Genomic DNA, 24,238 nt, shown 5'->3' on the forward strand with positions numbered 1-24,238 from the left:
CTTTGCTGACCTCATGGACGCCACCACCCAACTCAACGAGCGGCGCCTTGCCGACGCCTGGGCCGAACTCTACGTCCAGGCACACAATGGCAACCCGCTGCATCCCGATGCCAATCGCCTGGCTTTTGCCGATCCCGAATTCCTCTTTCGCCGCGAAACCCGCGGCATCCGCTTCCAGCTCGAGCTGCTCAAGCCCGACCTCGGCCAGAGCGAGCAGGGCATAGAAAACACCATCGTCGTCTACGGCAGCGCGCGCATCCTTGACCCCGAAGCAGCAGCGCAGCAACTCGCCGCAGCGCAGGCCGCGGGCGACGCCACCCGCATCGCCCAGGCCCAGCGCGCCGTACGCAATGCGCGCTACTATGAAGCCGCGCGCCGCTTCGCCACCCTCGTGGCGCAATACAGCGAGCGCCAGCGCCCGTCCGAGCGCATCTACATCTGCACGGGTGGTGGCCCCGGCATCATGGAAGCTGCGAACCGAGGTGCACACGAAACCGGCGCGCTCAACGTCGGCCTCAATATTTCGCTGCCGCACGAACAGCACCCCAACCCTTTCATCACGCCCTCGCTGAGCTTCAAGTTCCACTATTTCGCGCTGCGCAAGATGCACTTCATGATGCGCGCCAAGGCCCTGCTCGCCTTTCCCGGCGGCTTTGGCACGCTCGACGAGCTCTTCGAAGTGCTGACCTTGGTGCAGACCAAAAAAGCCAAGCCCGTCCCCATCATCCTGTTCGGCAGCGACTACTGGAAGCGCCTGATCGACTTCGACGTGCTGGTCGAAGAAGGCATGGTGACGGCCGAAGACCTCGCACTGTTTCACTACAGCGACGATCCGCAACAGGCCTGGGAGCTCGTGCGCGACTTTTATGAGCTCTCGAAAGAGTAGCTGCTTACGCAGTATTCATCAGCGTTTTAGGCAATTTTATGCCTAACCGTTGGTGTCGCTGCGCGGGCGCGGCTGGTTCACCGGCGTGAGCGGCCCGCGCCCGGCAAAGAACGCAATCAGGTTGTCCGCCGCGAGCTGCGCCATCGCCAGGCGCGTGGGCAGCGTGGCGCTGGCGATGTGCGGCGTCAGCACCACGTTGGGCACCTCGAGCAGGCCCGGATGCACCTGCGGCTCGCCTTCGAACACGTCCAGGCCGGCGGCGGCGATGCGCCGCGTGCGCAGCGCCTCGGCCAGCGCCGCGTCATCGACGATGCCGCCGCGCGCGATGTTCACGAGCGTCGCCGTGGGCTTCATCAGCGCGAGTTCGGGCGCGCCTATGGTGTGGTGCGACTCGGGCGAGTAGGGCAGCACCAGCACCACGTGGTCGGCCGTGCGCAAGAGCTCCTCCTTGCCCACGTAATTCGCCTTGCATTCGGCCTCGACCTCGGGCGCGAGGCGCGAGCGGTTGTGGTAGATCACGCGCATGCCAAAGCCGTACGCGCCGCCCCGGGCAATGGCCTGGCCTATGCGTCCCATGCCGATGATGCCCAGCGTGCTGCCGTGCACCTCGGCGCCCGCGAGCAAGTCGTAAGACCAGCGCCGCCACTGGCCCGCGCGCAAATAGCGCTCGCCCTCGGTCACGCGCCGCGCCGTCGCCAGCAGCAGCGCAAAGCCGAAATCGGCCGTCGTTTCGGTGAGCACGCCGGGCGCGTTCGTGCCCTGCACGCCCCCCGCGTCCATGGCCGCGAGGTCGAAGTTGTTGTAGCCCACGGCCATGTTCGCGACGATGCGCAGGCGCGGGCAGGCCGCGAGCAGCGCAGCGTCGATGCGCTCGCTGCCTGTGGTGAGCGCGCCGTCCTTGTCGCGCAGGTGCGCCGCGAATTCGGCGGGCGACCAAATGTCGTCATGGACGTTCGCCTCGACCTCGAAGTGCTGCGCGAGGCGCTCGATCACTTCGGGAAAGATCGCGCGCGCCACGAGGATGCGCGGTTTTTGCATTGCAGTCATAGGAAGCAGATCCAGGTCATGAGCAGAAACAAGGGCAGCAAGATGCCGCCCGACCAGAGCATGTAGCCGAAAAACCCCGGCATCGCAACCCCGCGGTCTTCGGCGATGGCCTTGACCATCAGGTTCGGTGCGTTGCCGATATACGAATTGGCGCCCATGAACACCGCACCGGCCGAAATCGCCGCGAGCGTAGGCGCGAGCGGCCCCATGAGCGTCGCCGCGTCGCCGCCTGCGGTGTGGAAAAAAACGAGGTAGGTCGGCGCGTTGTCGAGAAACGAGCTCAGCGCCCCGCTGGCCCAGAAATACATGGCCGGATCGGGCGTGCCGTCGGCGCGCGTGACGGCGCCCACGATGGCCGCAAAAGGCCCCTGCGTGCCCGCCTGGAGCATGGCGATCACCGGCGTGATGGTCAGGAAAATGCCCGCAAACAGCTTGGCCACCTCCTGCATGGGCGCCCAGCCGAACTGGTTGTCCGCGTGCACCTGCGCGGGCGTGGCGCGCAGCGACAGCAGCGTGACCAGCACCAGCCCCCCGTCGCGCACCAGGCCCGGCAGTCCGAGCGGCACGCCTGCGAGCTCGAACACCACGGGCGACTTCCAGATACCCGAAAGCAGCACCAGCCCCACGATGGCCGCAAGCAGCGCCAGGTTGACCTTGCCCTCCAGCGCCAGAGCGTGCGTGTCGGGCGTGGGGTCGGTGGGTTGCAGCTCCTCGCGGCGGTGGTAGAACCAGCTGTCGAGCGCATAAAAAATCAGCAGCAGCGCGCCGACCAGAAACAGCGCCTTGTCCCAGACGTGGCGCAATGTCCAGAAAAAATCCACGCCTTGCAGAAAACCCAGAAACAGCGGCGGATCGCCGAGCGGCGTGAGCGCACCACCGGCATTCGAGACGATGAAGATGAAGAACACCACCACGTGCGCAACATGGCGCCGGTTGTCATTGGCGCGGATCAAAGGGCGGATCAGTAGCATGGACGCGCCCGTCGTGCCCATACAGCTCGCGAGCAGCGCGCCCGTGCCAAGCAGCGCCGTGTTCAACGCCGGGCTGCCGTGCAGGTTGCCACGCAGATAAATCCCGCCCGCCACGGTGAACAAGGCCGTGAGCAGGAGCACGAACGGCAGGTATTCGGCCAGCAGCGCATGCGCAAAAGCCGCCGTCGCAGCGCCCGGGCCGAACACCGCCGCGCAGGGCAGCAAAAACGCGAGCGCCCAGCCCGCCGCCACCTTGCCATAGTGGTGGTGCCAGAACAGCGGCGCCAGCAAAGGCAGCAGTGCGATCGACAGCAGCATCCCTGCAAACGGCAGGCCCCACAGCGGCGAGAGGCTCGCCCCCTGGAGCTCGCCCGCGCATGCGAGGGCCGGCGCGACGCCCAAAACACCTCCCAGAACGGCGCCATAGACAGCACGGGCCGGCCACCTCCACCCACGGCGTTGGTTCATCTTGTCTCCTCGTTCATGGTCGGCGGCGCTGCCATTTGGCCAGCATCAATTCATATTAAAAAATGCCTTTTGCGCTTATGTAGCAAGCGCTAGTGCAGTGTTTGATGCTTGATGCGACCAATAAAACCGATGGATTTTTGGTCTGGGCAAGGCGCAAACCGCAGCGATACCGGGTGGTATCGCGAGGATTTGCAACGCGGCCCAGGCCGAAAAGACGCGGTTTTATGTCGCAGATAGCGTCGAACACTGCACTAGATGCTATTTCTTATATAGCAATCACGTGCGCAGCAATGGCTGCAGCGCCGCACGCAAAGGCTCAGGCAAGGGCACGGGGCGGCGCGTCGTGCGGTCCACATAGACGTGCACGAAATGCCCGGCCGCCGCCGTTTGCGGCGCGCCTTCGGCAAACAGCCCGACCTCGTAGCGCACGCTCGACCCACCGAGCCGCGCCACGCGCAGCCCAGCTTCGACGGTCTGCGGAAAGGCCAGCGGCGCGAAATAGTTGCACTGCGTCTCGACCACCAAGCCTATGGTCGCGCTGCGCTCGATGTCGAGCACGCCCTGCTCGATCAAATAAGCGTTCACGGCAGTATCAAACCAGCTGTAATAAACGACGTTGTTCACATGACCATAAACGTCGTTGTCCATCCAACGCGTACCAATGGCGCGAAAAACACGGTAGGCGCAGCGTGGCTCGGGTACAGGCCGCAGCGCGGCCGCAGGCATGGGGGATTCGCTCATGGCGGGCGATTCTGCCAAAAAGCGCAACGACTGCACGCGCAGGCCCCCCTTTGTGGGGCACGAGAGTGGAGCGGATCGGATCCGTCGGTGCAGATTTTTAGAAAACCATTTCTAAAACGCAAAAAAATGCTGCACTGCAACAAATTTCTCTTGCAATCCGCCAGTAAGCCCCTAAAATTCGCCCCATGCTGCACTGCAACATGACTTTCGGTCAGGCCAGGGCAGAGTTTCTCAACCCTGGTCGTAAAGACTGGATTTTTTAGGAGATATCAAATGTCGCTGACCCCTGAACAAGTCATGGCCACCCACAAAGCCAACATGGAAACCTTCTTCGGCTTGGCCAACAAAGCCTTTGATGGCATGGAAAAAATGGTGGAACTCAACCTGTCCACCTCGCGCGCTGCCTTGACCGATGTGGGCACGCAAATGCAGTCGATGCTGAGTGCCAAGGATCCGCAGGAGCTGCTCTCGCTGCAAACCAGCATGCTCCAGCCGCTGGCCGAAAAAATCGCCAGCTACAACCGCCAGATGTATGAAATCGCCTCGGCCACGAGCGCAGAATTCACCAAGACGCTCGAAGCCCAGGTTGCAGATGCGCAAAAGGCCTTCACCAATCTGATCGACAGCACCGCCAAGAACGCCCCTGCCGGCTCCGAAACCGCCGTGGCCGTGATGAAGAGCGCCGTGTCTGCCGCAACCAACGCCTTCGAATCGATGCAAAAAGCCGTCAAGCAAGCCACTGACATGGCCCAAGCCAACATCAGCGCCGTGGCCGAGACGGCCGCCGACGCCGCCAAATCGGCGGCTCCGCGCAAGCGTTGAGCCAAGCATCGATCCAGCAGCCCAACGTAGCCTCTTGAATCCGCGCCCATAGCCCCGATTTCAAGAAGGCTCCAACAGTTGTCTCCTTGGATCCTCTCGAAACCCCGTTTCAGGGATCCTTTACAGCCCGGCCCCGTGCCGGGCTCTTTTTTGGCTTTTTGCCATCCGGGCTCGCGGCGGCCCCTCAGCGTTGCGCCAGGGTTTTGTATACGCCGCAGCCCAGGTACAGGTCGCCGATGCGCGTGACGAACGACATCTTGGTCTGCACTGCCCCGGTCAATGGGTTGGTAATGTCGTACTCCACCCACCCTGGCCCTCGATCTGCCTGCGCAATGATGTCGTGCAGCAAGCGCTCCCCGTCCACACCGGGAATGTCTTGCACCCTCGTGCCCACTTTGGCCGGATTGCCACCAAAGGCGAGGTAGGCGCCGGAGGCATCGAGCACGAACACATACATGTCGCGGTCGTGGTAAGGCTCACCGGGGTCGGTGATGCGACGCAAAAATGCCTCGCGCGTACTGCTTTTGGCGAGCGCCACGGCTTTGTGCACCAATGCCATGGCTTCATCGGCCGTGCCTTGCTGCAGGCGAAACGTGGACACTGCCTGCAACAAAGCCGCTGCCCGACTTTGCAGCGCCTGTGCCTGCGCAACGGCGTGCTGCGCCATTTGCGCATTGTCTTGCGTGATTTGATCGAGTTGCTGCACGGCCAGATTGACTTCATGCAGGCCGGAACTTTGCTCGGCGCTCGAATGAGAAATTTCGCTCATGCTGGCAGCCACGCGATGCATGCCCTCCGCCATGGCGGCGATGCCCGTGCCCGTCTTGCGGATGAGGCCGGAACTCGCCTCCACCTGCCGCACCGACTCCTGGATGAGGGCGCGAATCTCGCGAGCGGCATCGCTCGAACGTTGTGCGAGCGTGCGCACCTCGGTCGCCACCACGGCAAAACCACGTCCCTGCGCGCCTGCTCTGGCCGCCTCGATGGCGGCGTTGAGCGCCAGGATATTGGTTTGAAACGCAATGCCGTCGATCACCCCAATGATCTCGGCCATGCGGCGTGCGCCGTGCTGGATCGCCTGCACCGATTCGACCGCTTGCGCCATGGCCTGGGCCCCCTCGTCGGCCGCCTGGCGCACCTGGGCCGCGCGCCGATCGGCATCCTGCGTGATTTGCGCATTGTTCTGCACCGCGGACGCCAGCTGCTGCACGCTGCTGGCCGTTTCTTCGAGGCTGCTTGCCTGCTCTTCGGTGCGCTCGGCCAGCGCACGGTTGCCCTGGGCCAGACTCTGGCCACCCTGGCTCACGAGCGCGGCATTGCTGCGGATGTCGGCCACCATGGCAGAAAGCGTACGCACCATGCGCTCCAGCAGCTGCGCCAACGCGCCTGCTTCATCCCGCCCACCGGTATCCGCACGCACCGCCAAATCCCCCTGCATTGCGCGCTCCAAGGCACGCGCCAGCGCGGCGAGATCGCGCGCAAGACTCAGGTACAAAGCCACAAACCAATACAGCCCCAGCACAGCCCCGGCAAGCAGGCCCCACCAGCCCAGGCCCAGCATGGCAAGTGCCATACCCGCGAGCCAAGCCCCGCCCGATACAAGCAATTTCCCCGGCAAATGCAGACGGCGCATGAGCCTCAGCCCCGGAGCAAACAAAAAATATCCTGGCATGACGTCTCCTGATCTGGCGCAAGCATGTCAGCCGAAACTTACACAAACTTACACGACATGGGGTTCGGCAAAACTCCGCTGTCGCGCTTCATCCGGCTGCGCCCCGGCAGGGTCTCGCCCAGAAAGTCCAGAAAACAGCGCACCGCGGGCAGCAAGCCGCGGCGTGACGGGAAGACGGCGTGCACGATGCCCGGCGGCGGCGCCCACTCGGGCAGCAGGTGCACAAGACGGCCGGCGCGCACTTCGTCGGCGCACAGATAGTCGGGCAGCCAGCACATGCCCACACCCGCGAGCGCGGCGAGCTTGAGCGTGAGCAGGTCATCGACCACATAGCGCGGCGCATACTGCAGGCTGTGTTCGCGCCCGCCCGGCCCGAGCAGGCGCAGCGTGCAGCGCCCATCGACAGCCGACATGGCGATGCTGTCGAGCTGCGCGAGCGCTTCGAGCGTCTGGGGCGTGCCCTGGCGCGCGAGCAGGGCCGGGCTCGCGACGAGGATCTGGTGCGCATCGTCGAGCCGCTTGACGACCATGCTGCCGCTGTCGTCGAGCGTGGGACGCACGCGCAGCGCCACGTCCAAGCCCTCTTCGATCAGGTTGACCACGCGGTTGCTGACCTGCATCTCCACACGCACCTCGGGGTAGCGCGCCAGAAAATCGGGCATGAGCTCGCCCAGGACGGTCTGCGCGAGCGTCACCGGACAGCTCACGCGCACGGTGCCGCGCGGCGCGGTTTGTACCTGGGCCACGGTGTCCGCCGCCGCCTGCGCCGCAGCGCGCAAGTCCTGGCAATGGCGCAGGTAGGCTGCGCCCACCTCGGTGAGCGCAAGCCGCCGCGTGCTGCGCTGCAACAGGCGCACACCGAGCGCGGCTTCGAGCGCAGCCACGCGGCGTGACAGGCTGGACGTGGGCATTCCGAGCGCCCGCGCGGCCGCGGCAAAACTGCCACGCTCCACCACTTCGGCAAAGTAGCGCATGTCGTTGAGGTCTGGCAGTTGTGGCATGGCTCATCGTTCCAAAAATGGAACGATACCGTGCATTTCTGCGGTCTTGTCGATTTCCAGAGCGAATCCCACAATATTCACCAGCCATTTTTGCTTTTTCACTTCAGGAGAACACCATGCGATTGCTTCACGTCGATTCCGCCATCACCGGCGCTGCCTCTGTCTCGCGCCAGCTCAGCGCAAAAATCGTCGCGGCCTGGCAGGCCAGCCACCCTGGCACCGAGGTCGAATACCTGGACCTGGTGGCGCAGCCTCCGGGCGACTTCACCATGGACGCGATGTCGCTGCGCCTGGGCCAGAGCGAGGGCCTGAGCGAAGCGCAAAAGCGCGAAAACGCCATCACCGAGCGCCTGGTGCGCCAGTTTCTCGCGGCCGACGTGGTCGTGCTCGGCGCACCCATGTACAACTTCACCATTCCTACCCAGCTCAAGGCCTGGATAGACCGCCTCGCGCAGCCGGGCTACACCTTCCACTACACAGCCAACGGCCCTGAAGGGCTGGCCAAGGGCAAGACGGTGCTCATCGCCTCGAGCCGCGGCGGCGTGTATTCGACCAGCGACACGGGCCGCGCCATGGATCACCAGGAAAGCTACCTGCAGACCGTGCTGGGTTTTTTTGGCATCACCGACATCCGCATCGTGCGCGCCGAAGGCGTGGCCATGGGTGACGAGGCCCGCGCGCAGGCGCTGGCCGCAGCCGAACAGGCGATCCGCACGCACACCGCAGCCTGAGAGCAGGCAAACAGAGCAGAGGGCGCTGGGCGTGATCGGGCCGCATGCAGCGCGCGATAATCCGCGCCCATGAATCCCCTGCTCTCGCGCCTGCAGCCCTACCCTTTCGAGCGGCTCAAGCAACTCTTTGCGGATGTCACGCCCGCGCCCAACTATCGCCCGATCAGCCTGGGCATAGGCGAACCGCGCCACGCCACCCCGCAGTTCATCAAAGACGCCTTGTGCGCACACACGGACGGCCTGGCGAGCTACCCCGCCACGGCCGGCGAGCCGCGCCTGCGCGCTGCGTTCACCGACTGGCTCGCGCGCCGCTATGGCCTGCAGCTCGACCCGGCCACGCAGGTGCTGCCCGTGAACGGCTCGCGCGAGGCGTTGTTTGCGTTCGCGCAGACGGTGATCGACGCATCCAAGAGCAAAGGCTTGCCCGAAGACGCGCCCATCGTGGTCTGCCCGAACCCGTTTTACCAAATCTACGAAGGCGCGGCCCTGCTCGCGGGCGCGACGCCGCACTACGTGCCGAGCCTGCCCGAGCGCAACTTTGCCGTCGATTGGGACAGCGTGCCCGAAAGCGTATGGCGGCGCACGCAGCTCGTCTATGTGTGCTCGCCGGGCAACCCCACGGGCGCCGTGATGCCGCTCACGGAATGGGAAAAGCTCTTTGCCCTGAGCGAGCGCCACGGCTTTGTGATCGCCTCGGATGAGTGCTATAGCGAGATTTACTTCCAGGGCGAGCCGCCGCTGGGGGGCCTGCAGGCCGCAGAGCGCCTGGGGCGCAGCAGCTTCAAAAACCTCATGGCCTTCACGAGCCTGTCCAAGCGCAGCAACGTGCCGGGCCTGCGCAGCGGCTTCGTCGCGGGCGACGCCGAGCTGATCCGCGCCTTTTTGCTCTACCGCACCTACCACGGCGGGGCCATGGGGCCCGCGGTGCAAGCCGCGAGCATTGCCGCCTGGAGCGACGAGCAGCACGTGGCAGAAAACCGCGCGCTGTACCGGCAAAAGTTTGCCGAAGTGACGCCGCTGCTCGCGCAGGTGATGGACGTGCGCCTGCCAGACGCGGGCTTTTACCTGTGGGCCGGCGTGCCCGCGGCGCTCGGCCTCAGCGACACGGCCTTCGCGCGCGAGCTGCTGGCTCAATACAATGTGACGGTGCTGCCCGGCAGCTACCTGGCGCGAGAAGTGGCCGGCAGCAACCCCGGCGCGCAGCGCGTGCGCATGGCCCTCGTGGCCGAGACCAGCGAATGCCTAGAGGCCGCCCAGCGCATCGTGCAATTCATCCAATCCCATTCCACCTGAGCCTTCCGCTTGATTTTCATGACCCAGCAACTGCAAGCCACCATAGACGCCGCGTGGGACGACCGCGCCAACCTTTCGCCGACGAGCGCACCCCCAGAGGTGCGTGACGCCGTCGAGCACGTGATCGCCGAGCTCGACGCGGGCCGCCTGCGCGTGGCCACGCGCACGGCCGTGGGCCAGTGGACGGTGCACCAGTGGATCAAGAAGGCGGTGCTGCTGTCCTTTCGCCTCAGCGACAACGCCCTCATGCGCGCGGGCGACCTGGCTTTCTACGACAAGGTGCCCACCAAATTCGCCGGCGCTTCGGCCGCCGAACTGCAGGCCCTGGGCGTGCGCGTGGTGCCGCCCGCCGTGGCGCGCCGCGGCAGTTTCATCGCCAAGGGCGCGATCCTGATGCCGTCTTACGTGAACATCGGCGCCTACGTCGATGAGGGCACCATGGTCGATACCTGGGCCACGGTGGGCTCGTGCGCGCAGGTCGGCAAGAACGTGCACCTCTCGGGCGGCGTGGGCCTGGGCGGCGTGCTCGAGCCGCTGCAGGCAAACCCGACCATCATCGAGGACAACTGCTTCATCGGCGCACGCTCCGAGATCGTCGAGGGCGTGGTCGTCGAAGAAAACTCCGTCATCTCCATGGGCGTCTATATCGGCCAGAGCACGCCGATCTACGACCGCGCCACGGGCGAAGTGAGCTACGGCCGCGTGCCCGCAGGCTCGGTCGTGATCAGCGGCAGCCTGCCCAAGGAGGGCGGCAAATACAGCCTCTACGCGGCCATCATCGTCAAGCGCGTCGATGCGCAGACGCGCGCCAAGACCAGCCTCAACGACCTGCTGCGCGCCTGAAGCCCACACTGCAGCGACTGCGATTTGCGCGCACCACCACGAAAGGAGCCTCCCATGGGCATGATGGAGCGGATTTTGCGTCTGATGGGCGAAAAGCAGGCCTCGGACGTGTACCTTTCGGCCGGCGCACCGGCGCTGATCCGCATCCACGGCGAGTGCGTGCCGATCAACAGCCAGATGCTGCCGCCCAACGCTCCGCGCGACCTGCTGGCCGAGGTCGTCTCGCCCGAGCGCATGGAAGAGCTCGAAGAAACGGGCGAGCTCAACCTCGCCATTCCACTCGCTGGCGTGGGGCGCTTTCGTATCAGCGCGATGCGCCAGCGCGGCACGTATGCGGTCGTGATCCGGTTCATCTCGTACCAAGTGCCAGAACTCGCCTCTCTCAACATGCCCGCGGCACTAGGGGAGATCGTGCTGCAAAAGCGCGGCCTGGTACTGGTCGTGGGCGCCACGGGCTCGGGCAAGAGCACCACGCTCGCGGCCATGATAGACAAGCGCAACAGCGAACTCACGGGCCATATCCTCACCGTCGAAGACCCGATCGAATACCAGTTCAAAAACAAGAAATCCATCGTCAACCAGCGCGAAGTGGGCACGGACACGCAATCGCTGCAGATCGCACTCAAAAATGCGCTGCGCCAGGCGCCCGACGTGATCCTGATCGGCGAAATCCGCGATCGCGAAACCATGTCCGCCGCCATCGCCTACGCGCAGTCGGGCCACCTGTGCCTGGCCACGCTGCACGGCAACAACAGCTACCACGCGCTCAACCGCATCCTGAGTTTCTACCCCGTCGAGGTGCGTGCAGCCATGCTCGGCGACCTGTCCTCGGCGCTACGTGCCATCGTCTCGCAGCGCCTGGTGCGTACCGTGCAAGGCACGCGCCTGCCCGCGGCCGAGGTCATGCTCAACACCAAGCTCGTGGCCGACCTGATCGAGCAGGGCAATTTCTCGGGCATTCGCGAAGCCATGGAGTCGTCGCTGGCCGAGGGCTCGCAAACCTTCGAAGAAGACCTCGCCCGGCTCGTGCGCGATGGACTCGTGGCGCGCAAGGAAGCACTCGCCAATGCCGACTCGCCCACCAACCTCACCTGGCGCCTGCAAAACGACTTTGCCCTCGCCGCCAACGCCGCCAAGGCGCAGCAGCAACAAAAAGCCCAACCCGCCCCCAGCGAGGACGACCAACCCTCGTTCACCGAAATCGTGCTCGACGTGGACCCCGACTGAGCACCCGCTTCTTCTTTTTTATGTCCCGCACCCTGCAACTGGCCGAGCAGCTCATCGCCCGGCCCTCCGTCACGCCCGAAGATGCGGGCTGCCTCGAACTGCTCGCGCAGCGCCTCGCGCCGCTGGGCTTCGTCTGCGAGCGCATGGACAGCGGCCCGCCCGAGTTCCGCGTCAGCAATTTATGGGCAAAAAGGCCCGCAGCGCTTGATGGCTCTGCGCTAGCAGCTTCCAAAACAATAGTATTCGCAGGCCATACCGACGTCGTGCCTACCGGCCCGCTCGAGCACTGGAGCAGCAACCCCTTTCTGCCCACGCAGCGCGGCGGCAAGCTCTACGGGCGCGGCGCGAGCGACATGAAGACCTCGATCGCCGCCTTCGTCGTCGCCGTCGAGGAATTCCTCGCCACCACACCCGCGCCGCACCTGGCGCTCGCCTTTTTGCTCACGAGCGACGAGGAAGGCCCCTCGGTCGATGGCACCAAGGTCGTGGTCGAGCGCCTGCGCGCGCGCGGCGAGCGGCTCGACGGGTGCATCGTCGGCGAGCCCACCTCGGTGCAGCGCAGCGGCGACATGATCAAGAACGGCCGCCGCGGCACGCTCAGCGGCAAGCTCACGGTGCGCGGCATCCAGGGCCACGTGGCCTACCCGCAGCTCGCGCGCAACCCCATCCACCAGGCGCTGCCCGCGCTCGCCGAGCTCGCCGCGACCACCTGGGACGAGGGCAACGCCTTTTTCCCGCCCACGAGCTGGCAGATCAGCAACATCCACGCAGGCACGGGCGCGACCAACGTCATCCCGGGCAGCCTGGAGGTCGATTTCAACTTCCGCTTTTCCACCGAATCCACGGCCGAATCGCTGCAGCGGCGCGTGCACGCGGTGCTCGACCGCCACGGGCTCGAATACGACCTGCGCTGGACACTCGGCGGCCAGCCCTTCCTCACGCCCGTGGGCGAACTCGTGCACGCCGTGCAGCAGGCCATACGCGCCGAAACCGGCATCGAGACCGAGCTCTCGACCACCGGCGGCACGAGCGACGGGCGCTTCATCGCGCAAATCTGCCCGCAGGTGATCGAACTCGGCCCGCCCAATGCCTCGATCCACAAGATCGACGAGCATGTGTGCCTCGCGGACATCGAGCCGCTCAAGAACATCTACCGCCGCACGCTCGAAGCGCTCGAAGCCCAGGCCGCCGCGCAGGCCGGGGCCGCCCAGGCATGAGCGCCGCCGACCAAAACCTTCCCGCCGCCGCCCTGCCCGCCTTGCAGGGCGAAACCTTGGGCGCCTTGCTCGACGCGGGCACGCGCCTGCTCGAGGCCGCGGGCGTGGCTTTCGGCCACGGCACGACCAACGCGCGCGACGAGGCGGCCTGGCTGATCCTCTGGCGCCTGGGCCTGCCGCTGGACACGCCCATCACCGACGATGGAGCCGAAGATGCGGCCGAAAATGGCATGGCAAATCGCCCCATTACGCCCGCCGAGCTTGCGCAAGTAGCTACGCTTTTCGATGCGCGCATACGCACCCGCAAGCCCGCCGCCTACCTCACGCACGAGGCCTGGCTCATGGGCGTGCCGTTTTACGTCGATGAGCGCGCGATCGTGCCGCGCAGCTTCATTGCCGAGCTGCTCGTCGATGGCAGCCTCGATGTCTTTCTCAGCCCCGATACGCGCCAGGTGCTCGATTTGTGCACGGGCAACGGCAGCCTCGCCGTGCTCGCGGCGCTGGTCTGGCCCGATGTCACTGTGACTGCCGCCGACATTTCGCCCGAGGCGCTCGAAGTCGCGCGCATCAACGTCGCCAAGCACGGCCTGCAGGAGCGCATCCGGCTCCAGCGCTCGGACGGGCTCGCCGAACTCCCCGGCCCGTGGGACTTGATCCTGTGCAACCCGCCTTACGTGAACGCCGCGAGCATGGCGCAGCTGCCGCCCGAATACCGCGCCGAGCCCGCGCTCGCGCTCGCGGGCGGCGCCGACGGCATGGACTTCGTCCGCCGCCTGCTCGCCGATGCCCCCACGCACCTGGGCCCCCACGGCGTCCTCGTGCTCGAAATCGGCAACGAACGCGCGCACTTCGAGGCCGCCTTCCCGCAGCTGCAGCCGATCTGGCTTGAAACCAGCGCCGGCGCAGACCAAGTGCTGCTGCTCACGCGCGACGCGCTGCTCGCGCCCCCTGCCATCGCATGATCACGCTCAAAGACATCTGCCTGCGCCGCGGCAGCAAGCTCGTGCTCGACCACGCGAGCGCCACCATCCACCCCGGCGAGCGCGTGGGCCTCGTCGGGCGCAACGGCGCAGGCAAGTCCTCGCTGTTTGCGCTGCTCAGCGGCGACTTGCACGAAGACAGCGGCGAATGGTTCTTCCCGCCCGGCTGGCGCCTCGCCCAAGTCGCGCAAGAGATGCCCGAAACCGACGCCTCGGCCACCGACTTCGTGCTGCAGGGCGACACGCGCCTGGCCGAGCTGCGCCAGGCACTGCAGCAGGCCGAGCAGGCAGGCAACGGCATGGCCATCGCGCAGGCGCACAGCGACCTCGCCGACGCCGGCGCGCACGATGCCGTGGCGCGTGCACAGACGCTGATCCTCGGGCTGGGCTTTCAGCTGGCCGAGCTCGAACGCCCCGTGCGCAGCTTTTCAGGCGGCTGGCGCATGCGCCTGCAGCTCGCGCGCGCGCTCATGTGCCCGAGCGACCTGCTGCTGCTCGACGAGCCCACCAACCACCTGGACCTGGACGCGCTGGTCTGGCTTGAAGCCTGGCTGCAGCGCTACGCCGGCACGCTGATCGTGATCAGCCACGACCGCGAGTTTCTCGACGCCGTGACCACCGTCACGCTGCACCTCGAGCAGGGCCGGCTCACACGCTACGGCGGCAACTACAGCCGCTTCGAGGAACTGCGCGCGCAGCAGCTCGCGCTGCAGCAGTCTGCGTATGCGCGCCAGCAGGACAAAATCGCGCACCTGCAAAAATTCATAGACCGCTTCAAGGCCAAGGCCACCAAGGCGCGGCAGGCACAAAGCCGCGTCAAGGCGCTCGAGCGCCTGGAAAAAATCGCCCCTGTGCTCGCCGAGGCCGAGTTCAGCTTCGAATTCAAGGAGCCGCCGAGCCTGCCCAACCCCATGCTCACGCTCAGCGACGCCGCGTTCGGCTACCGCAGCGCAGACGGTCACGTGACCACCATCTTGCAGCACGTGAACCGCTCGGTGCTCGCGGGCCAGCGCATAGGCATTCTGGGCGCGAACGGCCAGGGCAAATCGACGCTGGTCAAGACCATCGCACGCCAGATGCCGCCGCTCGCTGGCCGCATCACCGAGGGCAAGGGCCTGCGCATAGGCTACTTCGCACAGCAGGAGCTCGACCTGCTGCGCCCCGGCGAGAACCCGCTCGAACACATGGTGCGCCTGGCACGCGAGATGGGCCCCACCCACCCCATGCACAACCCCGCACCCAGCCGCGAGCAGGACCTGCGCAACTACCTGGGCAGCTTCAACTTCTCGGGCGACATGGTGCAGCAGCCCGTGGGCAGCATGAGCGGCGGCGAAAAAGCCCGCCTGGTGCTGGCCATGATCGTCTGGCAACGCCCCAACCTGCTGCTGCTCGACGAGCCGACCAACCACCTCGACCTGGTCACGCGCGAGGCCCTGTCGGTCGCGCTCAACGGCTTCGACGGCACGGTGATGCTCGTGAGCCACGACCGTGCGCTGCTGCGCTCCGTGTGCGACGAATTCTGGCTCGTGGGCCGCGGCGCGGTCGCGCCGTTCGACGGCGACCTCGACGACTACCAGCGCTACCTGCTCGAAGAAAGCCGCCGCCTGCGCGAGCTGGCGCGCACGCAGGCCGCACCCGCCGGCGCGGCAAAATCTACTGAAAACGTAGCTGCTCACGCAGGCACATCAAGCACAAACGCTGGTTTTTTGCCTGAAACCGCGGCACCCGCCCTCGCGCCGCGCGAAGCGCGCCGGCAAAGCGCCCAGGCGCGCCAGCAGCTGGCCGAGAAGACCCGCCCGATCCAGCGCGAGATCGCGCAGATCGACGCGCGCCTGGCCGCACTCGCCGCCGAAAAAAGCGCGCTCGAAGAACGCCTCACGCAGCCGCTCGCGCCCGCCGACATCGCCAACTGCGGCCGCCGCCTCAAGGAATGCGGCGACGAAATCACCGCGCTCGAAGACCGCTGGCTCGAACTCAGCGCGACGCTCGAGGCGCTGAACGCCGCGGCCGACACGGCTGGAGTTGGATAAAAATCTTTCTGGCGCGAGAAACCAAGGCCCCGCAAAGCAGAACGCAAAAAAATTTGCCTGCCCTGTCAACGCAGTGTGAAGCTGTGGCGTTTTTCAGAGCATCACAGGAGTTTTCTGCCATGCAAACCACCGCACCTCTGACCCTCTGGCCCGAAGACGAGCGCGACCGCAAGCGTGCGCCGGCTCGCGGCTGCTGATCCGCCACCGTCCATGCTGCGGTTTTCGCAGCGTTATCCTCTTCCCTGCCATAAAAAACCCCGCAAAAGCGGGGTTTTTTGTTGGCACGCGGCGAATAGCTTCATCCCATGTGCAAGCCGCCGTTGACGGAAAAATCCGCCCCCGTCGAATAGCTGCCATCTTCGGACGCGAGCCAGGCCACGATGGAGGCGATCTCGCGCGGCTCGCCGAGGCGCTTGAGCGGCACGGTGGCGATGATTTTTTCGAGCACCTCGGGGCGAATGGCCTTGACCATGTCGGTGCCGATATAGCCCGGGCTCACGGTGTTCACCGTCACGCCTTTGGCCGCGAGTTCCTGCGCCAGCGCCATCGTGAAACCGTGCATGCCGGCCTTGGCCGCCGAATAGTTGGTCTGCCCGGCCTGGCCCTTTTCGCCGTTCACGCTGCTGATGTTGATGATGCGGCCCCAGCCTTTTTCGACCATGTCGCCCACGACCTGCTTGGTCACGTTGAACAGGCTGTTGAGGTTGGTTTCGATCACCGCGTCCCAATCCTCGCGCGTCATCTTGAGGAACATGCGGTCGCGCGTGATGCCGGCGTTGTTCACGAGCACGTCTATGCTGCCGTGTTGGGCCTTGGCCTTGTCAAAGGCTTCCACCGTCGAATCCCAGTTGCTCACGTTACCCACGGAGGCGTAAAACGTGTAGCCCAGCGCTTTTTGCTCGGCCACCCATTTGGCGTGGTCGCGCGTCGGCCCGCAGCCCGCGATGACCTTGAAGCCATCCTTGAACAAACGCTGGCAAATGGCCGTGCCAATGCCCCCCATGCCTCCAGTGACGTATGCGACTTTCTGACCCATTGCGGTTCTCCTCAGTAAACGATTGTTGTCCCAGCAGCCACTCTACCCAAATTCACCCCACCCGACGCTGCGGAAAACACCCATTCGCGCCGCGAGTCTGTAACCAAGCGTGTCGATCGGCCAAAGTGCACGTCGGCTAGCAGCCTGTCGGACTTTGGGCGTCGAAAGCGAGAAGGTGCCGCAGCGAGGCCAGTTTTTTCCGGATTCACAGCCGACTATTCCAAAGTCCGACAGGCTCCTAGTGGCCCAGGTCTGTGCGCATTTTGTCGTTGGGTGCTAGTATTTGTTTCCTACAAAACACCACGCGGACTGCACCGTCGTGCTTAGAAAAAAGGAGCAAACATGCAAAAACTGTCACGCAGACAATGGCTTTCTGCCACCGTGGGTGGCATCGGGCTGAGCGCATTGGCAGGCACGGCCCATGCCGCCAAAACCGTGGAAATGCCTTTTGCCAATGGACGGCGGCACCTCATCGCCTTTCCGGAAAAGCGCGAACTGATCGTGCTGACGACGCGGCCCCCACAACTTGAAACGCCATTCAGCGTCTTCAATGAAGGGCTGCTGACGCCGAATGACGCCTTTTTCGTGCGCTATCACCACAACGGCCTGCCTCCGGCCATCGACGGCGACAAACACGTCATCAAAATCGGCGGCAATGCCTGTGGCAAGCCGTTCGAGCTCACCATGCAAGCGCTCAAGACGCAATTTCGACCTGTCGAGCTCGTCGCCGTGAAACAATGCTCAGGCAACAGCCGTGCCTTTTTCGAGCCTCGCGTCACGGGCGGACAACTCGGCAACGGCGCGATGGGCAATGCACGCTGGCTCGGTGTGCCTCTCAAGGACATCTTGGCCCAAGCCAATGTGAGCGGTGCAGCGCGCTATGTGACGTTCGACGGTTTGGATTACCCCCTGATGGGCGGGGGAGATTTCGTCAAAGCGCTCGAGATCGACCATGCGCTCGACGGCGAGGTGATGGTGGCCTACCAGATGAACGGCGCCGATCTGCCCTATCTCAATGGTTTTCCGGTAGTTCTGGTCGTGCCTGGCTATTACGGCACTTATTGGATCAAGCACCTTTCCGAAATCCGCATCATCGATCATGAATTCGATGGTTTTTGGATGAAGACCGCCTACCGCATTCCAAACAACGACTGCGCTTGCGTCGATCCCGGCAAAACGCCCCCATCGACGCGACCGATCGGGCGTATGAACGTACGCTCCTTCATCACTTCGCTGCAGGACGGCGAGCAAATCCGCGCCGGAGCGCCCCTGGAAGTGCGCGGCATCGCTTTCGATGGCGGTCAAGGCATTCGGGAAGTCGCATATTCGCTCGATGGGGGACAAAACTGGCGCCAGGCCCGTCTGGGCGAAGACATCGGACGTTATTCGTTCCGCGAATTCAAGTTCGGCTTTACGCCCGAAAAAGGCTCGTACGACCTGCGCGTGCGCGCCTGGAATCGTTCTGGGCAAAGCCAGCCCATGCAGGCGCTATGGCAACCAGCAGGCTATATGCGCAACGTGGTTGAGTCCGTCAAAGTAAACGCGGTCTGATGGACTGCCCTGAAAGAAAAAGAAGAGGAGCAAAGTAATGCATGCTTTCCTGCGCACCACGCTTTTGTCAGCCGCCGTACTCGGAACGGGCGCCGCGCCACTGCTCGCACAAGCCGTCACCAAAACCTACCAGGCCCCAGCCGATACCGTATTCCTCCAACCGAGCGCGCACCCCGGCTTCGCCAAGACTGCCGTCTGCGCTGCCTGCCACTCGGCCGAGTACATCGTCTATCAGCCGCCAACCGCTGCCAGACCCTATTGGGAAGCAATGGTCAAGCGCATGAAAAACGTCTTCAACGCGCCCATACAAGAGAGCGACATCCCGGATATCGTCGACTATCTTGTGAAGACCTACGGGAACGAGCGGCCCCGTTGACCCACAAGGCCGCGAGGAGATTCAGCGCGCCTCCTGCAGCTCCAAAGGCGGCAGCGTCGTGCGCGGCGGCGGATGGGCGCGTTGCAGGTACGCGTCGATGCGCGGCCGAACGGCTGCCAAAGCGAACTCGGTGATGCAAGGCCAGGGCACTCAAGATTTGCCCGGGGCATGATCAAAAAAGCTGCCTCACTCCCACTCGATTGTTGATAACAGAAAAAACTCATTTAACATCAGCAACTTACGATCACACATCTCATCAGTACCACGAAAAATACCATGACGGCCGTCGGCAACCAATTTAAGCCAGTTCTACTACTCTGGCAGCGGCAGCAGGAACAGTGTGCACCTCACTGAAGTCAACATTCCGATGCGCTGCTTCCTGCTGTAGTTCCCCAACATTGGACTTCAGGCGATATCTTTGCTTGTCGCTGAGCGTTATGTCTTCCTCGCTGGGTGTACCAAACAGCAGGGTGGCTGTTAACGCAGGATTCCGCTCCTTTGCCAGAGCCAATTTCCACATCTTCGCTCTGGCGTCCTCCATCCCCTGGTTCTGCTGCGATGGCCTCAATAAGCCGAACTGTGCCGCGAGGCGTTGAGTGAGAATGGCAAACCGAACTGGAACACCGCCATCGACCAAAACCGCCTCACGGTTGAAATACATACTCAAGTCAGGACGCAACACTTGGATTGCCTCCTTCACCTTCGTTGTCCACTGCTGATTAACTTCTCTCTCTGGCGTTGGAAGATCATCACTGGTTGGCAATGGCTCATCAGCAATTACGCTCAGGCTGCAATTCATTAACACAATTTGCCGCAACAGGTCGTTTTCGTTGCTCGCCCATGTAGCACGCGGCGAGGACATAGAAAAATTGCTAAGCGGAATCGACGCAAGGGCAGCCTCCAGCCCATGACCATGCGCGACCGCAGACAGCGCATCCATCATCCCGCCCACCATATGGACAACACCGTCACCAGCCGCGCCATACATGCATCGCAGCACATCTTCTCGAACAAGGGATTTCGCGATATAGCGCCCGTCAAACTCGCACAGCGCCGCGACATTAATGCGTTCACCTGATCCCGGCACAGGCTCCCATCCGATCACGCTATATCGGGCGTTGTTGTCTACAAACGCAGAAAGTGTGGTCATGGCTGTTGCCTCGCGAACATAGGAGTCATCGCATTGGCTGTGTTGGCAGCGAGTGAGCCTAAATTAGACCGCGCAAGCCCACTAAAAGTCACACAATGCTGCCCGATAACTGATGGAACCGCAGCAAACTCAGCCTCAATCATTTGCCACACGGTTGAACCTACTCCAAGCAATGCTTGCTGCGCCAACGCAGCGCTAGTGCCTGCACTTTGAACGCTCGCTACCAACTGTGGCTGAAACTGGTTGGTTGCAAAAAACGCTAGCTTGTTCAGTTGCATCGGTTTGATTCCCAAGGTTCTCTCATGATCGATGATGGTGAACTGAATACCGTTCCAGAGCACGTTTCCAGGGTTGCGGTCGCCGTTCACTATCAGTTCGTCAAAAGAAATAACTTGCCCAACTTGAGACCATGCCGAAAGAATGGAGGCCAGGGCCTGCATCTGGAGAGCATCCGCATGTGTACCGATCCGTAGTCGGCTGGACAAGCTGGGATAGCCGACTTCGCGGGCACCAAACCATAAGGTGTTATCGCGGGGATCGGTGACCACGACAGGAACCAAAGTCGGTAGCCCCAGAGCATTGCCAAGCAATGCGCATAAGCATTCCGCGGCAATTTCGCGATCTCCAGCTCTTTTGACTACGCATCTTTGCGAAAGGCCTGCGATCACCACGATTGCGTAACTCGCACCTGTAATACCCTCACCTACAGGTGTCAGAGTGGCTGGAATCAAGATGCCTTGTTCGATCTTCACCTATACCTCCGAAGCGCGCTTAATATTGTTCGCCCGCTGGAATTCGCAGAGTTGTATATCGTACTCTGGAACTTGCCCGATCTGAATCCGGCTCTGCCCCTCTTTCCACTCATGCAAACATCTGAATCTGTTCGTGCTTCAGTGCGTCGATCCGAGCAAACAGCCTAATCTTCTCGTCGGCCTTCTGCTTGGCATGTTCCGACATGAAAGACAGTAGATCTTCGAGCTGTTCAACTGTGGCGATGTTCTTGAAGACCTTAGCCTTATTCACAAATACGACAGATTTCTTCTTCCGAGCCAAAAGTTCGATGACGTTGCTGAGAGTACCCGTGCTCTTGGCGTCCCAGATCATCAATCCGATGTCAGCAACCTCGGCCATGCGGATGTCTTTGGCGGTGAAGAACGCACGCGATCCCTGGGAGTGACTTGTCTCGACGCATTGAACAGGCCAATGCCCTACATTGTTTCTGGGCCGCTCACCGCTACAGAAAACGATTGCCCTCGTCGTACCGTGGTTGACCAGATACTGCTGGATCGAGGTGTCGGCTCCGTCAGCATCGCCCACCACCACCTCAAAGTCTTGGGCAACGATGTTGTCGATTCGCTCCTTGACCTTCGGATCAAGGTGCTTAATGTTCATCGAACCAGCAATGAAAACTCGCGTAGTCATCTTCATCTCCAAGTCAGTGCGGCTACGTAGATCTTCCGTACCTTGGGGTACGCACGCAGCACTTTGCAAGCGGCCTCCATTGACGCCCCGGTGTGGAACAAGTCATCGACGACGAGCACGTTCCAGGGACCATTGCCTTGGATACCATCGGTCACGCTGAAGCTGTCGCCGATCGCTTCGATCTTCTCATCCTTGGTGTGCAGGTCCTTGAGGGACTTCCCATTCGCAGCTTTCACCAGCAGGCCGTCGAAGACAGGCACCTTCACCAGCGCACCCAGCTCATTGGCTACTTCGGTGACAGGCTGCCGATGGCGCTGATTCGATGCCGGCATCGAGACGATGAACCCCACGTTGGCCAGCTTCGGGTAGATGTGCTCGGCAATGGCCTGCGCGAGCGGCTTAACCTGCGCCCAATCGCTGCGGTACTTGAGTTGATACGTGGCCTCGCCAACCTCGGTGCGGGTCGTATCAAAGCGCGCATGGCCATGTTCGTCATCACCAAGATAAACGCTTTGCAGGGTGTGCTTGTCCAGCACCCACCCGTCATCCCAAGGCCCACGAATTTGTCGAAGCGAAGCTTTCAAAGCGATCCCCCTTTGCCCAATACTTGTCGCGCTTCTTGTAATCGTCCAGCCAACACCCGCCGCGCCTGATCCTGCTCGGCCGGAGCTGCTACCTTCACCTCCTGTTGCTTCATGGCATAGTATTGACCTCAATCATGGCATCGATGACACATAGTACCATTCAGAATGCCATGAAAAAAGTCTGCTTGGACGTGCCAGAAGGCGCCAATCAGTGCCACTCCAATAATGAAAAAAGCCCGCAAAATCGCGGGCTTAGAGTTGTTTTAGTGCCTGCTGGTGCCAGCCACTGCCAGACGCGGGATCATTCCCACTCGGTCATCAATGAATCACGTAAGTCCGCGTGGTTAAAGGGATTTGCGATGATCGAAATGGGGCCTTACCGTCGTCTTTACCGTCTGCATCGGACATCTTTTGCTGGCGCGGGAGATGGGGCGATTAGCGGGGTGACGACGCTGGCGGCACCATCATCAATCGCCTTCTAGCATAGCGCAGATAGCTGCTTGGCGAGCAGGTCAGCCTGCTCGCCAAACTTCCTCGCATCGACCTTCTGCAACTGCGCCAGGTTGCGCAGCTTCCAGCGGATGCCCGGCAGATGTTCGAGGTGCGCGATGCCCAGCAATGACCACTCCGGCGTACCGGCGGCCAGCGACAGCAGGAAGCGCCGCTCGTCGTCGTCCAAGCCCTGATGGATTTCGCGCACCATGCGCTCGCGGGCAGCAAGCAGTGCATCGAGCGGCACGGGCTCGGCCGTCATGCCTTGGAAGTTGTGCTCGTAGTCGTGCCGGATGTCTCGCAACGGCGTGAACAGCACTTCATGGATCGGCCGATTGCTGCTGGACAGATAGACCACGAAGGCACGCCGGATGCCAGGCGTGATGCCCTCATGCGCAAAGAGCTGCATCACGTCGAACAGGTCGCGTGGGTGTTGCCGATCCAGTGCCGCCACCAGCTTGCCGCCGTACACGTCCTCCAGCGACACCACCGGAATCTCCAGATCGGCCATCAACACGTCGCGGGCAACCGGCGTCAGCGAAGCGCGGCGCACCGGCTGAACCGTGCCGCGCATGACGAAGTTGACTTCGACCTTGACCTGAATCGAGCCGCGACGCACCAGCAGCTTCGTCTCCCCTACTGCCGCAGCAGGCGCGTGCGTCTGAAATCCCCGCTTCTTCAGCCGCTCAGCAGCCTGCCGGATGGCCTCGTTGATGCGCGCCAACGCCTCGTCGCGCGGCAGCGTGTGATCGGGAAAAACCAGATCGAGATCGACCGACAGACGCGGCATGTCGCGCACGAACAGATTGATCGCCGTGCCGCCCTTCAAGGCGAAGGTGTCATCCACGAACACCAGTGGCGCCACCTGCGTCAGCAGGCGCGCGGTATCGAGATAGGTCTGGTTCATGGCTTGAGCACCAGCAGGCCGTCGGCCGACCGAGACACCCAAGGCCGCTCGCTGCCCGTCGGCAGCGAGGCCGAGTCGAGCTTGGCCACCCAGGGCAATGACGCCTCGCGGCCGAGTTGCAGGCACAGCCGCACGGTCTTGACGTTCGTGCAGTGCTGCAACAGCTCGCGCAGCACATCGGCACGCAGGCTGTACGCGCCTTCGACGAGTTCGCGGGCTTCCTGCAAGGGCTGGCGCACGCCAACCTCGCTCAACAGTTCCAGCAAGGCGCGCTCCGGCGCCGACACCTGCGGCGCCCCGCCGCGCTTCTCAAACGGGCCGACGTGCAGCATGGCGTCCGGCTGCTCATCGAACAGGCGCTTGCGGTGGTACTCGGCCGGGAAGCGTTCGGTGAACCATTCCGGCAAGCGTGCAGCCTTCCAGCCATACAGATGCAGCACCGGCTGCTGCGGCACGTACTGGCGCACGCCGTACCAGTCCAGCGCCGACTTGCCGCCGACGTGCAGCCCCTCGAATTGGCGCTGCAACAGCAGCAGGCTGGAATGGAGCGCCGGGGAATCGTTCGGGCGGCAGAAAACCCCCCGCGCCAAGCGCGTCAGCCACCCTGCCCGGACGTAGTGAACGGCCAGGTCGGCAGAGATGCCCAACGCCGCCAAGTCCTCCGAGGTCAGCGGCGCTCCCGGTGCCAGCCGGGTGTAGAGCGCGTTTAGCTTGCTTGAATTAGTCGTAGTCATACTACGATTTTTACAACTTTCCCAAGCGGAAGTCAATTTGATATGGCGAACCCAGTC

24 protein-coding genes are annotated in these 24,238 nt (G+C 63.3%); 12 read left to right on the forward strand and 12 right to left on the reverse strand.

The features are described 5' to 3' along the window. Nucleotides 1-13 precede the first annotated feature (13 nt). On the forward strand, nucleotides 14-886 hold the full coding sequence (locus tag DFR45_RS02640) for an LOG family protein (RefSeq protein ID WP_114482116.1): 873 nt from the start codon (nucleotides 14-16) through the stop codon (nucleotides 884-886). A 42-nt stretch (nucleotides 887-928) separates the two neighbouring features. Here DFR45_RS02640 and DFR45_RS02645 read toward each other — a convergent pair whose 3' ends face one another. The 3 genes from DFR45_RS02645 to DFR45_RS02655 form a co-directional block, all read right to left on the reverse strand. Then, a complete protein-coding gene (locus tag DFR45_RS02645) occupies nucleotides 929-1,924 on the reverse strand; it encodes a 2-hydroxyacid dehydrogenase (protein WP_114482117.1) in 996 nt (331 codons plus the stop codon). A gap of 5 nt (nucleotides 1,925-1,929) precedes the next feature. Beyond that, nucleotides 1,930-3,372, reverse strand: a complete 1,443-nt coding sequence (locus tag DFR45_RS02650) for a sodium:proton antiporter (RefSeq protein WP_114482118.1) — start codon at nucleotides 3,370-3,372, stop codon at nucleotides 1,930-1,932. A 276-nt stretch (nucleotides 3,373-3,648) separates the two neighbouring features. Then, nucleotides 3,649-4,113 carry an acyl-CoA thioesterase gene (locus tag DFR45_RS02655; protein ID WP_114482119.1) on the reverse strand — a complete coding sequence of 155 codons (465 nt, stop codon included), beginning with the start codon at nucleotides 4,111-4,113 and terminating at the stop codon, nucleotides 3,649-3,651. Between the two features lie 273 nt (nucleotides 4,114-4,386). On the opposite strand from DFR45_RS02655, the gene DFR45_RS02660 reads away from it, so the two are divergent. After that, nucleotides 4,387-4,935, forward strand: a complete 549-nt coding sequence (locus tag DFR45_RS02660) for a phasin family protein (protein WP_114482120.1) — start codon at nucleotides 4,387-4,389, stop codon at nucleotides 4,933-4,935. Nucleotides 4,936-5,119: 184 nt separating this feature from the next. Here the strand turns inward: DFR45_RS02660 and DFR45_RS02665 are convergent, their stop codons facing one another. Together DFR45_RS02665 and DFR45_RS02670 are read right to left on the reverse strand one after the other, a co-directional pair. Next, a complete protein-coding gene (locus DFR45_RS02665; RefSeq protein WP_114482121.1) occupies nucleotides 5,120-6,607 on the reverse strand; it encodes a methyl-accepting chemotaxis protein in 1,488 nt (495 codons plus the stop codon). Between the two features lie 38 nt (nucleotides 6,608-6,645). Next, nucleotides 6,646-7,599 (reverse strand): LysR family transcriptional regulator, encoded by a 954-nt coding sequence (locus DFR45_RS02670; RefSeq protein WP_114482213.1) that lies wholly within the window; start codon nucleotides 7,597-7,599, stop codon nucleotides 6,646-6,648. 125 nt (nucleotides 7,600-7,724) lie between these two features. Between DFR45_RS02670 and DFR45_RS02675 the strand changes: the two genes are divergently transcribed. The 7 genes from DFR45_RS02675 to DFR45_RS02705 all read left to right on the forward strand — a co-directional run bounded on the left by DFR45_RS02675 (nucleotide 7,725) and on the right by DFR45_RS02705 (nucleotide 15,929). After that, a complete protein-coding gene (locus DFR45_RS02675; RefSeq protein WP_114482122.1) occupies nucleotides 7,725-8,339 on the forward strand; it encodes an FMN-dependent NADH-azoreductase in 615 nt (204 codons plus the stop codon). A gap of 69 nt (nucleotides 8,340-8,408) precedes the next feature. Beyond that, a complete protein-coding gene (gene dapC, locus DFR45_RS02680) occupies nucleotides 8,409-9,632 on the forward strand; it encodes a succinyldiaminopimelate transaminase (protein ID WP_114482123.1) in 1,224 nt (407 codons plus the stop codon). Nucleotides 9,633-9,650: 18 nt separating this feature from the next. Next, nucleotides 9,651-10,475 (forward strand): 2,3,4,5-tetrahydropyridine-2,6-dicarboxylate N-succinyltransferase, encoded by an 825-nt coding sequence (gene dapD / locus DFR45_RS02685; RefSeq protein ID WP_114482124.1) that lies wholly within the window; start codon nucleotides 9,651-9,653, stop codon nucleotides 10,473-10,475. Between the two features lie 54 nt (nucleotides 10,476-10,529). Beyond that, nucleotides 10,530-11,702: a PilT/PilU family type 4a pilus ATPase gene (locus tag DFR45_RS02690; protein ID WP_114482125.1), complete on the forward strand. Its 1,173-nt coding sequence runs from the start codon at nucleotides 10,530-10,532 to the stop codon at nucleotides 11,700-11,702. A 20-nt stretch (nucleotides 11,703-11,722) separates the two neighbouring features. Then, on the forward strand, nucleotides 11,723-12,919 hold the full coding sequence (gene dapE / locus DFR45_RS02695; protein ID WP_114482126.1) for a succinyl-diaminopimelate desuccinylase: 1,197 nt from the start codon (nucleotides 11,723-11,725) through the stop codon (nucleotides 12,917-12,919). Next, nucleotides 12,916-13,881: a 50S ribosomal protein L3 N(5)-glutamine methyltransferase gene (gene prmB / locus DFR45_RS02700; protein ID WP_114482127.1), complete on the forward strand. Its 966-nt coding sequence runs from the start codon at nucleotides 12,916-12,918 to the stop codon at nucleotides 13,879-13,881. Before dapE ends, prmB begins: the two co-directional genes overlap by 4 nt. Further along, the gene (locus DFR45_RS02705) at nucleotides 13,878-15,929 is read left to right on the forward strand and encodes an ABC-F family ATP-binding cassette domain-containing protein (protein ID WP_114482128.1); all 2,052 of its coding nucleotides are present in this window, start codon (nucleotides 13,878-13,880) and stop codon (nucleotides 15,927-15,929) included. Before prmB ends, DFR45_RS02705 begins: the two co-directional genes overlap by 4 nt. Before the next feature lie 298 nt (nucleotides 15,930-16,227). Here DFR45_RS02705 and phbB read toward each other — a convergent pair whose 3' ends face one another. Next, a complete protein-coding gene (gene phbB / locus DFR45_RS02710; RefSeq protein ID WP_114482129.1) occupies nucleotides 16,228-16,965 on the reverse strand; it encodes an acetoacetyl-CoA reductase in 738 nt (245 codons plus the stop codon). A 342-nt stretch (nucleotides 16,966-17,307) separates the two neighbouring features. Here phbB and sorA point away from each other — a divergent pair, with 342 nt between their 5' ends. Together sorA and sorB are read left to right on the forward strand one after the other, a co-directional pair. Next, nucleotides 17,308-18,516 (forward strand): SorA family sulfite dehydrogenase catalytic subunit, encoded by a 1,209-nt coding sequence (gene sorA, locus DFR45_RS02715; RefSeq protein WP_114482130.1) that lies wholly within the window; start codon nucleotides 17,308-17,310, stop codon nucleotides 18,514-18,516. A gap of 37 nt (nucleotides 18,517-18,553) precedes the next feature. Then, nucleotides 18,554-18,892, forward strand: a complete 339-nt coding sequence (gene sorB / locus DFR45_RS02720) for a SorB family sulfite dehydrogenase c-type cytochrome subunit (protein ID WP_144686942.1) — start codon at nucleotides 18,554-18,556, stop codon at nucleotides 18,890-18,892. Between the two features lie 298 nt (nucleotides 18,893-19,190). On the opposite strand, the gene DFR45_RS02725 is transcribed toward sorB, so the two are convergent. The 4 genes from DFR45_RS02725 to DFR45_RS02735 form a co-directional block, all read right to left on the reverse strand. After that, entirely contained in the window at nucleotides 19,191-20,042 is an 852-nt protein-coding gene (locus DFR45_RS02725) for a hypothetical protein (RefSeq protein ID WP_144686941.1), read from the reverse strand. Further along, nucleotides 20,039-20,794, reverse strand: a complete 756-nt coding sequence (locus DFR45_RS14315) for a hypothetical protein (RefSeq protein ID WP_144686940.1) — start codon at nucleotides 20,792-20,794, stop codon at nucleotides 20,039-20,041. The genes DFR45_RS02725 and DFR45_RS14315 overlap by 4 nt, the downstream gene beginning before the upstream one ends. Before the next feature lie 109 nt (nucleotides 20,795-20,903). Continuing rightward, nucleotides 20,904-21,434, reverse strand: a complete 531-nt coding sequence (locus DFR45_RS02730) for a hypothetical protein (RefSeq protein WP_241659389.1) — start codon at nucleotides 21,432-21,434, stop codon at nucleotides 20,904-20,906. A 32-nt stretch (nucleotides 21,435-21,466) separates the two neighbouring features. After that, nucleotides 21,467-22,048, reverse strand: coding sequence for a ComF family protein (locus tag DFR45_RS02735; protein WP_114482133.1), 582 nt, complete (start codon nucleotides 22,046-22,048; stop codon nucleotides 21,467-21,469). A 134-nt stretch (nucleotides 22,049-22,182) separates the two neighbouring features. Between DFR45_RS02735 and DFR45_RS14320 the strand changes: the two genes are divergently transcribed. Further along, complete coding sequence (locus DFR45_RS14320; RefSeq protein ID WP_144686939.1) at nucleotides 22,183-22,530, forward strand: hypothetical protein; 348 nt, start codon at nucleotides 22,183-22,185, stop codon at nucleotides 22,528-22,530. On the opposite strand, the gene DFR45_RS02740 is transcribed toward DFR45_RS14320, so the two are convergent. After that, nucleotides 22,527-23,447 carry a nucleotidyl transferase AbiEii/AbiGii toxin family protein gene (locus tag DFR45_RS02740; RefSeq protein ID WP_114482134.1) on the reverse strand — a complete coding sequence of 307 codons (921 nt, stop codon included), beginning with the start codon at nucleotides 23,445-23,447 and terminating at the stop codon, nucleotides 22,527-22,529. The genes DFR45_RS14320 and DFR45_RS02740 overlap by 4 nt on opposite strands. After that, nucleotides 23,444-24,181: a type IV toxin-antitoxin system AbiEi family antitoxin gene (locus DFR45_RS02745; RefSeq protein ID WP_114482135.1), complete on the reverse strand. Its 738-nt coding sequence runs from the start codon at nucleotides 24,179-24,181 to the stop codon at nucleotides 23,444-23,446. The genes DFR45_RS02740 and DFR45_RS02745 overlap by 4 nt, the downstream gene beginning before the upstream one ends. Between the last annotated feature and the right edge of the window lie 57 nt (nucleotides 24,182-24,238).

It is taken from the genome of Extensimonas vulgaris (assembly GCF_003337425.1).
Taxonomy (GTDB): Bacteria; Pseudomonadota; Gammaproteobacteria; order Burkholderiales; family Burkholderiaceae_C; genus Extensimonas; species Extensimonas vulgaris.

Excerpts from the sequence above, each read along its gene's own strand:
- sorB (WP_144686942.1), top strand. The coding sequence starts at position 18,554 with ATGCATGCTTTCCTGCGCACCACGCTTTTGTCAGCCGCCGTACTCGGA.
- phbB (WP_114482129.1), bottom strand. The coding sequence starts at position 16,965 with ATGGGTCAGAAAGTCGCATACGTCACTGGAGGCATGGGGGGCATTGGC.
- DFR45_RS02690 (WP_114482125.1), top strand. The coding sequence starts at position 10,530 with ATGGGCATGATGGAGCGGATTTTGCGTCTGATGGGCGAAAAGCAGGCC.
- DFR45_RS02745 (WP_114482135.1), bottom strand. The coding sequence starts at position 24,181 with ATGACTACGACTAATTCAAGCAAGCTAAACGCGCTCTACACCCGGCTG.
- DFR45_RS02645 (WP_114482117.1), bottom strand. The coding sequence starts at position 1,924 with ATGCAAAAACCGCGCATCCTCGTGGCGCGCGCGATCTTTCCCGAAGTG.
- DFR45_RS14320 (WP_144686939.1), top strand. The coding sequence starts at position 22,183 with ATGGCATCGATGACACATAGTACCATTCAGAATGCCATGAAAAAAGTC.
- DFR45_RS02640 (WP_114482116.1), top strand. The coding sequence starts at position 14 with ATGGACGCCACCACCCAACTCAACGAGCGGCGCCTTGCCGACGCCTGG.
- dapE (WP_114482126.1), top strand. The coding sequence starts at position 11,723 with ATGTCCCGCACCCTGCAACTGGCCGAGCAGCTCATCGCCCGGCCCTCC.
- DFR45_RS02705 (WP_114482128.1), top strand. The coding sequence starts at position 13,878 with ATGATCACGCTCAAAGACATCTGCCTGCGCCGCGGCAGCAAGCTCGTG.
- prmB (WP_114482127.1), top strand. The coding sequence starts at position 12,916 with ATGAGCGCCGCCGACCAAAACCTTCCCGCCGCCGCCCTGCCCGCCTTG.
- DFR45_RS02655 (WP_114482119.1), bottom strand. The coding sequence starts at position 4,113 with ATGAGCGAATCCCCCATGCCTGCGGCCGCGCTGCGGCCTGTACCCGAG.
- sorA (WP_114482130.1), top strand. The coding sequence starts at position 17,308 with ATGCAAAAACTGTCACGCAGACAATGGCTTTCTGCCACCGTGGGTGGC.
- DFR45_RS02665 (WP_114482121.1), bottom strand. The coding sequence starts at position 6,607 with ATGCCAGGATATTTTTTGTTTGCTCCGGGGCTGAGGCTCATGCGCCGT.
- dapC (WP_114482123.1), top strand. The coding sequence starts at position 8,409 with ATGAATCCCCTGCTCTCGCGCCTGCAGCCCTACCCTTTCGAGCGGCTC.
- DFR45_RS02660 (WP_114482120.1), top strand. The coding sequence starts at position 4,387 with ATGTCGCTGACCCCTGAACAAGTCATGGCCACCCACAAAGCCAACATG.
- DFR45_RS02730 (WP_241659389.1), bottom strand. The coding sequence starts at position 21,434 with ATGAACATTAAGCACCTTGATCCGAAGGTCAAGGAGCGAATCGACAAC.
- DFR45_RS02740 (WP_114482134.1), bottom strand. The coding sequence starts at position 23,447 with ATGAACCAGACCTATCTCGATACCGCGCGCCTGCTGACGCAGGTGGCG.
- DFR45_RS02675 (WP_114482122.1), top strand. The coding sequence starts at position 7,725 with ATGCGATTGCTTCACGTCGATTCCGCCATCACCGGCGCTGCCTCTGTC.
- dapD (WP_114482124.1), top strand. The coding sequence starts at position 9,651 with ATGACCCAGCAACTGCAAGCCACCATAGACGCCGCGTGGGACGACCGC.
- DFR45_RS02725 (WP_144686941.1), bottom strand. The coding sequence starts at position 20,042 with ATGACCACACTTTCTGCGTTTGTAGACAACAACGCCCGATATAGCGTG.
- DFR45_RS02650 (WP_114482118.1), bottom strand. The coding sequence starts at position 3,372 with ATGAACCAACGCCGTGGGTGGAGGTGGCCGGCCCGTGCTGTCTATGGC.